At 70.3% G+C, this 12,451-nt stretch carries 12 protein-coding genes; 2 read left to right on the top strand and 10 right to left on the bottom strand.

Translation table 11 applies throughout. The annotated features are described in order from the left end of the window. Positions 1 to 94: 94 nt before the first annotated feature. Complete coding sequence (locus tag Q8S40_RS03890; protein ID WP_305669354.1) at positions 95 to 820, top strand: 3-deoxy-manno-octulosonate cytidylyltransferase; 726 nt, start codon at positions 95 to 97, stop codon at positions 818 to 820. A 307-nt stretch (positions 821 to 1,127) separates the two neighbouring features. Here Q8S40_RS03890 and Q8S40_RS03885 read toward each other — a convergent pair whose 3' ends face one another. The 9 genes from Q8S40_RS03885 to mbhE all read right to left on the bottom strand — a co-directional run bounded on the left by Q8S40_RS03885 (position 1,128) and on the right by mbhE (position 10,597). Continuing rightward, the gene (locus tag Q8S40_RS03885; RefSeq protein ID WP_304810174.1) at positions 1,128 to 2,459 is read right to left on the bottom strand and encodes a sigma-54 dependent transcriptional regulator; all 1,332 of its coding nucleotides are present in this window, start codon (positions 2,457 to 2,459) and stop codon (positions 1,128 to 1,130) included. Further along, positions 2,456 to 3,922: a sensor histidine kinase KdpD gene (locus Q8S40_RS03880; RefSeq protein WP_305669353.1), complete on the bottom strand. Its 1,467-nt coding sequence runs from the start codon at positions 3,920 to 3,922 to the stop codon at positions 2,456 to 2,458. Before Q8S40_RS03880 ends, Q8S40_RS03885 begins: the two co-directional genes overlap by 4 nt. 66 nt (positions 3,923 to 3,988) lie before the next feature. Further along, positions 3,989 to 5,302 (bottom strand): monovalent cation/H(+) antiporter subunit G, encoded by a 1,314-nt coding sequence (locus Q8S40_RS03875; RefSeq protein WP_305669352.1) that lies wholly within the window; start codon positions 5,300 to 5,302, stop codon positions 3,989 to 3,991. Next, complete coding sequence (locus tag Q8S40_RS03870) at positions 5,299 to 5,628, bottom strand: monovalent cation/H+ antiporter complex subunit F (protein ID WP_305669351.1); 330 nt, start codon at positions 5,626 to 5,628, stop codon at positions 5,299 to 5,301. The genes Q8S40_RS03875 and Q8S40_RS03870 overlap by 4 nt, the downstream gene beginning before the upstream one ends. After that, positions 5,625 to 5,951, bottom strand: coding sequence for a Na+/H+ antiporter subunit E (locus Q8S40_RS03865; protein ID WP_305669350.1), 327 nt, complete (start codon positions 5,949 to 5,951; stop codon positions 5,625 to 5,627). Before Q8S40_RS03865 ends, Q8S40_RS03870 begins: the two co-directional genes overlap by 4 nt. Further along, on the bottom strand, positions 5,948 to 7,477 hold the full coding sequence (locus Q8S40_RS03860) for a Na+/H+ antiporter subunit D (RefSeq protein WP_305669349.1): 1,530 nt from the start codon (positions 7,475 to 7,477) through the stop codon (positions 5,948 to 5,950). The genes Q8S40_RS03865 and Q8S40_RS03860 overlap by 4 nt, the downstream gene beginning before the upstream one ends. Beyond that, a complete protein-coding gene (locus Q8S40_RS03855; RefSeq protein WP_304814633.1) occupies positions 7,477 to 7,887 on the bottom strand; it encodes an NADH-quinone oxidoreductase subunit K in 411 nt (136 codons plus the stop codon). Before Q8S40_RS03855 ends, Q8S40_RS03860 begins: the two co-directional genes overlap by 1 nt. Positions 7,888 to 7,890: 3 nt before the next feature. Continuing rightward, positions 7,891 to 8,307: an MnhB domain-containing protein gene (locus Q8S40_RS03850; protein ID WP_304814635.1), complete on the bottom strand. Its 417-nt coding sequence runs from the start codon at positions 8,305 to 8,307 to the stop codon at positions 7,891 to 7,893. A gap of 4 nt (positions 8,308 to 8,311) precedes the next feature. Further along, a complete protein-coding gene (gene mbhE / locus Q8S40_RS03845) occupies positions 8,312 to 10,597 on the bottom strand; it encodes a hydrogen gas-evolving membrane-bound hydrogenase subunit E (protein WP_305669348.1) in 2,286 nt (761 codons plus the stop codon). Between the two features lie 471 nt (positions 10,598 to 11,068). Here mbhE and Q8S40_RS03835 point away from each other — a divergent pair, with 471 nt between their 5' ends. Next, a complete protein-coding gene (locus Q8S40_RS03835) occupies positions 11,069 to 11,314 on the top strand; it encodes a hypothetical protein (protein ID WP_305669347.1) in 246 nt (81 codons plus the stop codon). Here Q8S40_RS03835 and Q8S40_RS03830 read toward each other — a convergent pair. Continuing rightward, positions 11,263 to 12,339, bottom strand: a complete 1,077-nt coding sequence (locus Q8S40_RS03830) for an IS5 family transposase (protein WP_305669355.1) — start codon at positions 12,337 to 12,339, stop codon at positions 11,263 to 11,265. The two genes, Q8S40_RS03835 and Q8S40_RS03830, sit on opposite strands and share 52 nt — an antisense overlap. Between the last annotated feature and the right edge of the window lie 112 nt (positions 12,340 to 12,451).

The following is a 12,451-nucleotide window of genomic DNA, read 5'->3' as shown; positions in this document are numbered from 1 at the left end:
CCTCCGACGGCCCCAACATGGTGCCGCTTTCGCAGTTCGAGGCGCTGGTCGGCCGGCTCATGCAGATCGACGCGCTGGTCAAGGGTTTCCGCGCTTGAACCCGATCATCGTCATCCCGGCGCGCATGGCGGCCACCCGCCTACCAGGCAAGCCGATGGCCGACATCCTCGGCGAGCCGATGATCGTCCATGTCTGGCGCCGGGCGATCGAGGCCGAGATCGGCGAGGTTGTGGTCGCAACCGACTCGGCGGGGATTGCCGAAGCCATTCGCCAAAAGGGCGGCCGGGCAGAGATGACCCGGCCCGACCATCCCTCGGGCTCGGACCGCATCCACGAGGTGTTGCAGTCCATCGACCCCGAGGGCCGGCATGATGTGGTGATCAACGTCCAGGGCGATCTGCCGACGATTGCCCCCGCGGCGATTCGCGCCGTGCTGACGCCGCTGCGCGACCCGGCCGTGGACCTTGCCACGCTGGTGGCCGAAATCCATCGGGAGGAGGAGCGCACTGCCCCCACCGTGGTGAAGATGGTGGGCTCCCGCCTGGCGCCGGAACATTTCCGTTGCCTGTATTTCACCCGCGCCACGGCGCCTTGGGGCGACGGGCCGCTGTATCACCATATCGGGCTGTATGGTTGGCGAAGGAGCGCGCTGAACCGCTTCATCGCGCTGCCGCCCTCCCCGCTCGAGGTGCGGGAGAAGCTGGAACAGCTGCGCGCGCTGGAGGCCGGCATGCGGATCGATGCGATTGCCGTCGCGGATGTGCCGCTCGGCGTCGATACGCCCGCGGACCTGCAACGCGCGCGAGACCTGCTGGCATGACCGGCGGCTGGCACGGGCCAGGCGCCGTCAATCCGGCAGCAGGATCGCCTACGCCCTGACCGCCAGCCGGGCCGCCACCGGGGCCGATACCCGCGACCATGCCACGCTCCGTCCGGCGCCAGGTTCCGTGCCTTGCGCCGGATCAAGTCGGCCATCGGCGCGGCGCCTCGGCCTGCCCCGGCGATCCCCCGGCCGGAAAGCCTGACAGGGCAGAAGCGGGATTGCCCTGCACCCCTCCCCTGCCCTCGCCATTTCCGGAACCGAGGCGCGGGCGCCCAGAAGCCGGGCGTGGCCGCCCGGAGGTCGGTCAGTCCGCCGCCATGCCGAGTTCCCGCATCCGCTTCCAGAGCGTGGTGCGGGAAATCCCGAGCCGCCGCGCCGCTTCCGCGCGGTTGCCGCCGACACGTTGCAGCGCGTCCGTGATCGCGTCGCGTGTCGCGCCATCGATCGCGACCCCGAGGCGGGTTGCCCCGGCCGGACCGGCGCCTTCATCGAGCCGGCGCTCCGGAAACAGATCCGCGACGCCGATCTCCTCCGACTCCGCTAACGCCACGGCGCGCTCGATGCGGTTGCGCAGTTCCCGGACATTGCCCGGCCAGTCATGGTCGGCCAGGCTCGCCAGGGCGGCGGGGGCCAGGCGGCGCGCACCCAGGTCGAAGCGGGCCACGGCCTCGGCCAGCAGGCGCTCCGCAAGCCAGGGCAGATCTTCCACGCGCCGGCGCAGCGGGGGGACCTCCACCGGGATGACGTGGAGGCGGTAATACAGGTCCTCGCGAAAGCTCCCCGCGCGCACCCGGGCGGCGAGATCCGCATGGGTGGCGCAGACCAGCCGTGCGGCGAAGGGTCGCTCCGCTGCGGCACCGAGCGGCAGGAAGCTGCGCTCCTGCACCAGGCGCAGCAGCTTCGCCTGCAGGTCGAGCGACAGTTCGGCGATCTCGTCCAGCAGCAGCGTGCCCATCCCGGCCCGCTCCACGACGCCGGCCTGGCGGGCCACCGCGCCCGTGAAGGCGCCGCGCTCGTGACCGAACAGCGTGCTCTCGGCCAGTTCGCGCGCGATCGCGGCACAATTCAGCGCCACGAAGGGCTCCTCCGCACGGGCCGAGACGGCGTGCAGGAAGCGCGCCGCAACCTCCTTGCCGACACCGGTTTCACCCGTGAAGACCACCGGCGCGTCGACCCGCGCCGCCTTGCGCATCAGCGCCTCGACCTCCTGCATGGCAGCCGATACCCCGAGCGAGGGTCCCGGCGCCTTGATCCGCTGTGCGGCCGGGATATCCGCCATCGCGGCGCCCAGCGCCTCGACCAGCCGGTCCACATCGACCGGCTTGGTCAGGTAGTCGCGCGCGCCGGCGCGCACCAGGCGCACGGCCTGCGCCACCTCGCTGAAGGCGGTCATGAACACGGCGGGCAATGCGCCGAGATCGGCCACCAGGCGCAGATACACCGCCTCCCCCGACATGTCCGGCAGGCGGATGTCGCTCAGCACCGCATCGGGGCGCAGCGCCGCCGCCTCGCGCAGCGCCTCCGCCCCGGTCACGGCCAGGCGGGGGCGGAAACCCTCGAGCCGCAGGCGTTGCACCAGGGCCGGGCCCAGCACGGGGTCGTCCTCCACCACCAGCACCACCTTCGGCCCGCTCACGTGCGGGCCTCGCCAGCAGGCCGGGCCGCGACAGGCCGGGCCGCGAGCGGGATGGCCAGGCGGATGGCGGTGCCGCCGGTCGGCCGTTCGGCCACCGAGGCGCGGGCATCGAGGTTGCCGAGCAGCGAGACCACCACACTCAGCCCAAGGCGGCGAGAGCCTGGCTCCGACGCCACCCCACCCGAAAGCCGCATCGCCTCCGCCGGATCGAGACCGGCCCCCTCATCGGTGATCTCACAGACCAGATCGCCCTCCGATATCCTGGCCTGCAACCCCACCACGCCCTGCGGCGGCGTTGCGGCACAAGCATTCAGCAGCAGGTTGAGCAGCACCTGCCGCACCCCGCCGGAGCCGAGGCCGATGGCACCCTGCGGCAGATCCAGTTCGAAGACGACCGTCACGCCGCGCCGTTCCGCCGCCGGGCGCACCAGATGGCGCAGATCCTCGAAATCCGCACGCGTCAGCGGCCGGTCCTCGCCGGGGCGGTAGGCATCGAGCGTGCCGGTCACGATCCGCTCCAGCGCCGTGATGCCGCGCTCCAGGAAGCCGAGCGATTCATCGCGCACCTCCGGCCGGTCCCCGAAGCGCCGCAGCGTGGAGACGGCGGTGGCGAGACCGCCGAGCGGGTTGCGCACCTCATGCGCGACGGTCGCGGCGAGCTGGCCGAGTGCCGCCGCCTGTTCGCGTTCCGCCAGGGCGGCCGACAGCCTTTCCCGCTCCCGCACCCCATCGGCCATGCGGTTGTAGGCGCGCAGCACATGGGCGGTCCGCGGGTCGGAACTGGCGAGCAGCGTCTCCGGCAGCCGGGCGGGCGGGCGGTGCGCGCCCTCCGACAATTCCTGCACCAGCATCCGCAGCGGGCGGCCAAGGTGGCGAAGCACCAGCCCGGTCAGCACGGCGAAGCCCGCGGCCAGCAGCAGGTCCACCATCACCACGATCCAGGCCAGCCGCGCGCGCGCGGCCAGGATCGGCGCGACATCCAGCGCGGCGACGAGCTGGCCGACCGGGCCGGCATCCTCCTGCACGCCTCCGCTGATCCAGGCGACCCCGGTATCCGAATCGATCCCCCATCTGGTGCCCGTCAGGAACGCGGCGGCCGGTGCCGGCAGCGCGGGGTCACCATGCCGGGCCAGCAACTGGCCATCGGCGGCGTAGGCGAAAAGCCCCCGCTCCGCGACCACGGATTGCTCGCCGAAGGCGCGCGCGAAGCGGGCCGCGATGTCGTCCGGGTCGCGCGCCTGCAGCCCGGGCCGCACATTGGCCACCAGCCCATCGAGATAGACCTGGCCGAGTTGCTGAAGCTGGCGATCCGCCTGCCGGTTGGTGACCTGCAGGGCCACCTGGGTGGTGCCGACGGCCACCGCGAAGACAATCAGCCCCGCCGCCGCCGGCAGCCGCAGGGCCGGGGGCAGAATGGGGCGTGGCAGCTGCTTCGGCCCTGGGTTGACGGGGGCAGGCGTCATGGCCTGGTAGGCTCCACGGTCACTCCAATTCGGGCCTGCCCGCCGCCCCGCCGGGCCACCCGCCTCTCAGGGTAGAAGAACGAGAGGCACGGTTTCCGCGACGGTTTCGAAGGCGCAGCTCCGCATGCTGTCGAAGACCCCTCCGTAACGCGTCGAGAGGCCGGACACCACGGCCGCGTCGAAGCCGTCCAGGCGCGCGCGCAGCTCATCCACCTCGAAATCGAGGGCGACCGGCGCCATCACCGCCACCTCTCGCCCATGATCCCGCAGCAGCCCGGCCTGCGCCTCCACCATCTCCCGCACCCCGCGGCGGTCGTCGCCGACCGGCAGGATCGAGATGGGCGCCGAGGCCCACAGCCCCGAGCGCAGCAGCCCAGCCGCCAGCGCCCCGCAACCGGGCGAGGAGCCGACCAGGAGCAGGACGCCCCGGATCGCATCCGGGCGGCTACGGACCCGCAGCACGGGCACGATATGCGCCGCGGCAAGCGCCGCCGCCGTCTCATGCCCCAGCTCGCTCTCCGCGCCATGCGGCCCGACGCCGGCCGGCACGATGACCAGATCCTGCCCGGCCAGCAGCCGGATGAGATCCTCCGAGGCCGCTTCCTCATGCCGCGCACTGGTCTCGACCTGCGGATTCGCGGCGGCGACTTCGCGGAAATCGGCCAGCGCGGTCGCCGCGGCTTCGCGCATCTGGGATCGGCTGCGGGAGGCGAGCCATTCGGCCCAATAGGCGCCGCCGATCGGCAGAGGACCGCGCCAGCTGCGCGGCTCCAGCCCGGCGCCCGAAAGGCCGAGCACCGTGGCGCCATGCGGGCGCGCCAGTTCCACCGCCTGGGCCGCCGCCTCGCGCTGCGCCGGACCGCCAAGCAGGCAGAGGAGAATGCGCCGCAACGGCAGCGGCGTGTCACCCGTCCGTTCGCCGAGCGCCGGATTGGCGGGGTGCATGGCCTTCGGAAACTGGCTCATGCCCGCGTCCCCGCGGGGCCGGGCACCGGTGGGTGTCCGGGGGCCGCCAGGGGCCGCCGGCTTGGGGTCGAAGACGTGGCGCTCAAGGATGCCCGCGAGGGCATCGGCCTCGCTCGCGGCGCCAAGCGGTGCGCCGGAGACATAGGCGGATCGGCCGAGCGCGTGCGAGGCGAGCGGTGCGGTCAGCACCAGGAAGACCACCGCCACAAGGGTGGTGAGGATCGCACTCGTCGTGCCGAAGGCAAGGCCGGCGCCGAGCAGCAGAAGGCCGGCGCCCGCGACCCCGGCCTTGGCCGCCGCATGCATGCGGCTGAACGGATCAGGCAGCCGCGCCACGCCGGTCGCGGCCAGGGCCACGACGGCGGCACCGGCGATGAGCAGGAGTGCGGCGAGAATCTCGACGACGACGATCATTCGACGGGCCTTTCAACCGGGGGCCTTTCGCGTGCGGGCTTATCGCCGGGCTTCGTGCCGCTGCGCTCCAGCAGCCGCGCGAAGGCAACCGCGGCGAGGAAGCCGACGAGCGCGATGCCGAGCGCGATGGTGAGGAAGGCGGCATCCCCGGCTATCACCGCGGCGAGCGCGGCGAGGCAGGCGCCGATCAGGCCCAGCATGTCGGTGGCAATCGCCCGGTCCGCGGAGGAAGGCCCGGCCAGCAGGCGCCAGGCAACGGGGGCGATGCCCACCGCCACGATGGCCACGGCCAGCGCGGCCGCCCAGTAAATCAATCCCGAGGTCATGGCAGCACCTCCCGGACACGGGATTCGAGCGTCGCCTTCATGTCGGCGATCGCGGCATCCCGGTCCGGTGCATCGAGCACATGGACATACAGGATGCGCCCATCGGGCGAGATATCGAGGCTCGTGGTTCCCGGCGTCAGCGTCACCATGTTGGCGAACAGCACCTTGCCGGCGGATGAGCGGATATCCAGCGGCACGGCCAGGATCGCCGGGCGCAGCCGCTCCGTCGGCCCGAGCACGGCGCGCACCACAGCGATGGTGGATTTGCCGAGTTCCACGATGAAGGTGACGGCGACGCGTATCCACGCAAGCGCGCGCTTCATGGGACGGCCTCCGTGAGCTGGACGGGGTTGGTGCCGAGCACCGCGGCGATATAGGCCTCGCGGTCGAGCAGGCTCTCGGCCGCCGTGATCGAGAAGGCGGCGAAGGGCTCGGTCCAGAGACCGATGGTCAGCGTGACGCCGCAGAGCACGATGATCGGCGTGAAGGTCGCGATGCGCTGGGTCATGGTCCAGGCAGCGGGCGGCTCCGGCGCCGTCTCCGGCTTGGCCTTCCAGAACGCCTCGTTCCAGATCTTCACCATGGAGTAGAGCGTCAGCAGCCCGACCGCGAGGGCGACGAAGGCCAGCACATAGGCCTCGACCTCCAGGCTGGAGCGGATGACGACCAGCTTGCCCCAGAAGCCCGAGAGCGGCGGAATGCCGGCGAGCGACAGCGCCGGGATGAGGAAGGCGAGGCCAAGAAGCGGTCGCGCGGCGTAAAGCCCGCCGAGGCGCTTCAGCGCGAAGGTTCCGCCCACCTGCTGCATCGCGCCGGCCACTAGGAACAGGTTGGCCTTCACCACGATGTGGTGGATCACGTAGAGCACGCTGCCGGCGATCGCGAGCGGCGTCATCAGCGCGACGCCCACCAGCATGTAGCCGATCTGGCTGATGATGTGGAAACTCAGGATCCGCCGCACATCGTAATGCGAGGCCGCACCCAGCACGCCCACCACCATGGTCGCCATGGCGATGATGCCGAGCATCGGCCCGAACAGCGCCTGGTCATGCGCGAAGATCAGCGTGAAGACGCGGATGATGGCGTAGACGCCGACCTTGGTCAGCAGCGCCGCGAAGATCGCCGCCACCGGCATGGAGGCGGTGTGGTAGGAGGCGGGCAGCCAGTTGAACAGCGGGAAGACCGCCGCCTTCGCCCCGAAGGCCACGAGCAGCAGCACACCCACCGCCGCCAGCGCGCCCTGGTTCTCGATATCCGGCGCCACGCGCGCCAGATCCGCCATGTTCAGCGTGCCGGTCAGCCCATAGACCAGACCGATGGCCAGCAGGAAGAAAGTGGTGCCGACCAGGTTGAGCATCACGTAGCGGATGCCGCCATCGATCTGCTCCCGCGTGCGGTCGAGCACCAGCAGACCGAAGGACGCGATCAGCATCACCTCGAACCAGACATACAGGTTGAACAGGTCGCCGGTCGTGAAGGCACCGGTGACGCCCATCAGCAGGGCGTGGAACAGCGGCTGGAAGCCCGCGCGATCACGCTCCTTCGCGCCGGGCCCCATGGCATAGACCGCGACGGTCAGGCCCATCAGCCCGGTGATCGCCAGCATCGCGGCGGCCAGATGGTCGACGACGAGTGAGATGCCGAAGGGCGCGGGCCAGCTGCCCATCTGCCCGACCAGCATGCCGCCGGATATCACCTCCGCCAGCAGCGCCATGGTGGCCACGAACAGCGCAACCGCGGCGCCCAGCCCGACGAAGCGCTGCGCGGCGGGACGCGACCACAGCAAGGCCGTCACGGCGGTGGCCGCAAGCGGGATCAGGATCGGCGCGACGATAAGGAACTGGCGCATCACGCTGCCTCTCGCTGCGCGGGAACCGGATCCTGGTCCGGGGCCGGCGATACGGGCTCGTCGGGTCCTTCCGCCGCATCCATGTCCTCGGCCTGCGCACTGCCGAACTCGGCATAGGCGCGCATCACCAGGACCAGCGCGAAGGCCGCGAGGCCGAAGCCGATGACGATCGCCGTCAGCACCAGAGCCTGCGGCAGCGGGTTCGCAGCCCCAGCGGCCAGCGCCGTCGCGCCATACTCGACCAGCGGCGGCGTCATCGTGCCGATGCGGCCCGCAGCGAAGATCGTCAGATTGGCGGCGTTGCCCAGCAGCACGAAGCCGAGCAGCACCCGCGGCAGATCACGTGCCAGCAACAGATAGGCGGCGGCGGCGACGAGCACGCCGATGCTCAGGGCCAGAAGCGTTTCCATGGCTCAGTCCTCCGCCACGAGGGCGAAGAACATCGCGGTGATCGTCCCGATCACCACGAGGTAGACACCGATATCGAAGATGAAGGCGGTGTTCAGCGGCAGCTTCACGGGCAGGTCCGGGAACCACCAGCGATGCGTCAGGTAGCCGGAAGCGGGATCGAACAAGGCCAGTACGCCGCTACCTGCGCCCAGCAGCAGACCCACGCCACACCAGGAAGCCGGCGACAGCCGCATGACGGCAATCGCCGCCGTCTCGCCACGCGCGATGGCGAAGAAGACCAGGCCCGAGGCGGCAACAAGGCCACCGACGAAGCCGCCGCCGGGGGCGTTGTGGCCGCGCACCAGCAGGTAGAACGACACCAGCAGCGGCACCCACAGCAGCAGCGGCGCCGCGACGCGAAGAATGAAGGAAGCGGGCATCGGCTCAGTTTCCCCTGCGGAGCGGGCGCGCCGCACCGCGCAGCAGCGCGATGACGGCGAAGGCGGCAATCGCGAGCACCGCGATCTCGCCCAATGTGTCAAGAGCGCGGAAATCCACGAGAATGACGTTCACCACGTTCTGCCCGTAGCCGCCCGGCATGCTGTTCTCCCCGAACCAGACGCCCAGCCGTGGATCGAAGGGCGAAGCGAGAACGGCAAGCAGCAGCAGCGTGACCGACGCACCAGCCACCACAGCGATCCCGGCATCGCCGGTCCGCTGGCGGGTGGTCCGGCTATCCCGGCCATGGATGGGCAGGCGGATCAGCACGGTCGCCAGCATGACGACAAGCAGCACCTCGACCGTGAACTGGGTCAGTGCCACGTCCGGCGCGCCGAAGGTGAGGAAGACGACGGCGGCCCCGAAGCCCACCAGCCCCAGCGCCATCACCGCGGCGAAGGTGCCGATCGCGACGGCGGTCGCCACCGCGCCGGCGGCGATCAGGCCGAAGGCCAGCGCGCGCGGATCCAGCACGGCGTCCGCCGGCCAGGCAATGCCGCCGCGCGCGACAAGGACCGCCAGCGGACCCAGCGCCGCGACCAGCAGCAGAACCTGCATGTAGCCGCGCAGGCTGCCATGCTGGACGGCCGCCGTCGTGGCATCCGCGGTGCGGATGATGCCGGCCAAGGCGGCTTCATAGCCATTGGCGGGGCCGAACCGGTCCAGCCGCCGCGTGGCCTGCAGCCCCCGCATCAGGCGCGGCCACAGCAGCGTCAGAACCGCGCCGAGCAGCACGGTGACCGCGCTCAGCGCCAGGATGGGCGTGAAGCCGTGCCAGAGCGCCAGGTAGGTGGTGGGCGGAAAGCCGAGGATCGCCGCGGCCGCCCCATCCAGCAGCCAGCCACCGAGCAGGGAGGGTGCCAGGCCGGCCAGCAGGCCGAGCGAGGCGAGCACGACCGGCCCGGCCAGCATCGCGATCGGCGGATCATGCGGCGCCTTCGGCGTCTTCGGCCGCGCACCGAAGAAGATCCGCCAGCCCAGCAGACCGGCGATCGCCACGCCCGCGGTGTTGACGAGGAAGGCGCCGAGGACGACCAGGCCCGCCCCGCCATCCGCCGCGACCGCAGCCTCATAGACAATTTCCTTGCCGACGAAGCCGAGGAAGGGCGGCAGGCCGGCCATCGACAGGGCCGCGAGCACCGCGGCCGCGGCCGTCCAGGGCATGACGCCGCGCAGCCCGCCCAGGGCGGAGGCATCCCGCGTGCCCGTCTCGTGGTCCAGGATGCCGGCGGTCAGGAACAGCGCCGCCTTGTACAGGGCGTGGACCGTCAGGAAGGTCACCGCCGCCATGGCCGACAATTCCGGCGCGAGGCCGAGCAGCATCGTCAGCGTGCCCAGCGCCGTGACGGTGGTGTAGGCCAGCACCCGCTTCAGGTCGGTCTCCCGGAAGGCGAGGACCGCGCCGGTCAGCGCCGTCAGCAGTCCGGTCCAGGTCAGCAGGTCCTGCCACAGCGCCTCGGAGCCATAGACCGGGTTGAAGCGCGCGAGCAGGTAGATTCCGAGCTTCACCATGGTCGCGGAGTGCAGGTAGGCACTGACCGGCGTCGGCGCGGCCATCGCGTTCGGCAGCCAGAAATGGAACGGGAACTGCGCCGATTTGGTGAAGGCGCCGAGGATCACCAGCAGCATCGCCGGCACCGCCGCGGGATGCGCCAGCACCGCCTCCCGCGCTGCGATGATGCCGGTGAGGCTGGTGGTGCCGGCCGCGATGGCGACCAAAATCAGGCCAGCAAGCAGCGCAAGCCCGCCGCCGCCGGTGATCAGCAGCGCCTGCAGCGCGGCCTTCCGTGCCTCCAGCTTCTCATGGTCATAGGCGACCAGGAAGAAGGAGGTGAGGCTCGTCAGTTCCCAGAAGATGAACAGGGTAATGACGTCGTTCGCGGTGACGGAGCCGAGCATTGCCACCATGAAGACCAGCAGCAGCACGATCAGACGCGTCAGGCGCGGATCACCCTTCAGGTAGCTTCCGGCATAGAGCAGCACGAGCGTGCCGATGCCTGTGATCAGCAGCGCAAACAGCGCCGCGAGCCCGTCCAGCCGGAGCCCTCCCGCAATGTCCAGCGACGGCACCGCCCAGAAGCTGGCAGAAGCGGGATCACCGCCGGCAAGGCCCAGGTAGATCACGAAGGAAACGGCCGCTGTGGCCGCCCCGACCGGCGCGGCGCTTGCTGGTTTCAGACATGCCACGAGCATCGCAGCGGCGATGCCGAGGATGAGGGGGAGGATCAGCATGAGATCGGGCAAGGGCATGATGGACCTGAAGTTTGCAAAGTCTGTGCCAGGATCAACCGCTACGAGAACGGTGCGTTGCACACGAATCTGCGGTGGCGATGTTTACGGCATTGAACGTCACTGAACGCGGTGTTCAGGAAGGCGAACGCGCTGAATGATGCCTGCCCTTGCCAATCAGGTGCGAGGACGATCCGGAGAAACGCTGCTTGGCATAAAGAGCGCGCCCTGAGTGACCTGCCCCCCGGAAGCGGTCCGCCGGCAATGTAGTCCGGTGGCAGCGAGGGGAGGTTCGGGATGGGGCGAAAGAGGACGCACACGTCGGAGGAGATCGTCGCGAAGCTGCGGCAGGCGGAGGTTCTGGTTGGCCAGGGCAAGACGGTGGCTGATGCGGTGCGGTCGATCGGGGTGACTGGCCTGCTGCCGGTTTGGTGGACACCTGGATAAGGTTTTCACTTGATTGGAGGCCCTAAAATGGGACGAAGGACATTCAGCCGCGAGTTCAAGCTTGAGGCGGTGAACCTGGACACCTCCAGAAACCCCGATTTCTGGGATCGTGATGGTCGCGTGGGGCGTGGTCAGGCGTTGTGCGTCGGGGTCGCGAACATCACGCTGCTGGAGGACGGCCGGCGCGGCGCTGATGTCGGTGCGCGCTGCGGCTGCAGGCCCTACGCCGTCGCGACCTTGCTGCTGAGCCAGACGAACCGCGTCATGTTGTAGGCCAGATTGGCGAGGCCGATCGTCACCCTCGCCCTGGCGATGCCGATGGTGCGCACGACCAGCGCCATCGGCCCCTTCTGGCGGGCAAAGACATGCTCGACGGCCGAGCGCACGGCCGATTTGCGAGCATTGGCCCGCCGCGTCCGTGCCGCCATTGGCCGCCCCGGCGGCTTCTTGCGGTGGATGCGCGAGACCAGGCCGCGCCCGGCCAGCCACGCCTCGTTCTTCGCCGAGCGATAGGCGGTATCGGCCCAGACATCGCCGGCGGTGTTGTGGGCATCGACCACCTCCGCCAGCCGCGCCCCGTCATGGGCGGCCGCGTGGCTCGCGGTCCAGCCGCGGATCAGGCCGTGCCGGCGATCGATCGCGACATGGTTCTTGTACCCGAAGGCCGGCACCGCGAGATCCACCTGCGGAGCGCCATCCTCGCGCGGCTTGGCCTTGGAGAACTTCACCGTCCAGCGCGCGTCGCGATCCTTCTGGCGCAGCTTCGCAGGCTTCTCCGCCCAGCCTTCGGGGACCCGCCCGGCCTTGATCGCCGCCCGCTCGGCCTCGGTGTTGCGCTGCTTGGGTGCAGCCACGATCGTCGCGTCCACGATTTGCCCGCCCATGGCCAGGTAGCCGGCGGCGCGCAGCGTGGCATCGAACTGCGCGAACAGCCGCTCGACCGCGCCGGCACGCTTCAGCGCCTCGCGGAAAGCCCAGATCGTGTTGGCATCCGGCACCGGATCGGCCAACCCAAGGCCGAGAAAGCGCATGAACGAGAGGCGGTCCTTGATGAGGTATTCGCAGCGCTCGTCCGACAGCCCGTGCATCGCCTGCAGCAACAGGATCTTGAACATCAGCACGTGATCGAAGGCGGGCCGGCCACCCTTCGTGCCGTCGGCGCGCGGCACGGCCTGCTCGAGCTCGGCGCGGAACATGGAGAAATCCACCAGCGCCGCGATCCGCTCGAGGTCATCGCCCTTGGCCGACAATTCCCGCAGCCGCTCCTCAACGTCGAAGAACCCACGCTGTCCAACCATCGCCATCCCCCGCGCTGCTCCGCGTCAGTGAATCAGCCAAACAGCATCAGGGCGAGGGGTTTCTGGAGGTGTCCAGGTCGCTCCACCGCAAGGTATTTGCCGAAGGGGCGGC

The organism is Falsiroseomonas sp., assembly GCF_030695085.1.
Lineage (GTDB): Bacteria > Pseudomonadota > Alphaproteobacteria > Acetobacterales > Acetobacteraceae > Falsiroseomonas.
This window is presented reverse-complemented; position numbering and strand designations above follow the sequence as displayed.

Coding starts and splice junctions, on each gene's coding strand:
- Q8S40_RS03870 (WP_305669351.1), bottom strand. CDS start 5,628: ATGACCTCGGGATTGATTTACTGGGCGGCCGCGCTGGCCGTGGCCATC.
- Q8S40_RS03860 (WP_305669349.1), bottom strand. CDS start 7,477: ATGCGCCAGTTCCTTATCGTCGCGCCGATCCTGATCCCGCTTGCGGCC.
- Q8S40_RS03880 (WP_305669353.1), bottom strand. CDS start 3,922: ATGACGCCTGCCCCCGTCAACCCAGGGCCGAAGCAGCTGCCACGCCCC.
- Q8S40_RS03865 (WP_305669350.1), bottom strand. CDS start 5,951: ATGAAGCGCGCGCTTGCGTGGATACGCGTCGCCGTCACCTTCATCGTG.
- Q8S40_RS03830 (WP_305669355.1), bottom strand. CDS start 12,339: ATGGTTGGACAGCGTGGGTTCTTCGACGTTGAGGAGCGGCTGCGGGAA.
- Q8S40_RS03850 (WP_304814635.1), bottom strand. CDS start 8,307: ATGCCCGCTTCCTTCATTCTTCGCGTCGCGGCGCCGCTGCTGCTGTGG.
- Q8S40_RS03855 (WP_304814633.1), bottom strand. CDS start 7,887: ATGGAAACGCTTCTGGCCCTGAGCATCGGCGTGCTCGTCGCCGCCGCC.
- Q8S40_RS03875 (WP_305669352.1), bottom strand. CDS start 5,302: ATGATCGTCGTCGTCGAGATTCTCGCCGCACTCCTGCTCATCGCCGGT.
- Q8S40_RS03835 (WP_305669347.1), top strand. CDS start 11,069: ATGGGACGAAGGACATTCAGCCGCGAGTTCAAGCTTGAGGCGGTGAAC.
- mbhE (WP_305669348.1), bottom strand. CDS start 10,597: ATGCTGATCCTCCCCCTCATCCTCGGCATCGCCGCTGCGATGCTCGTG.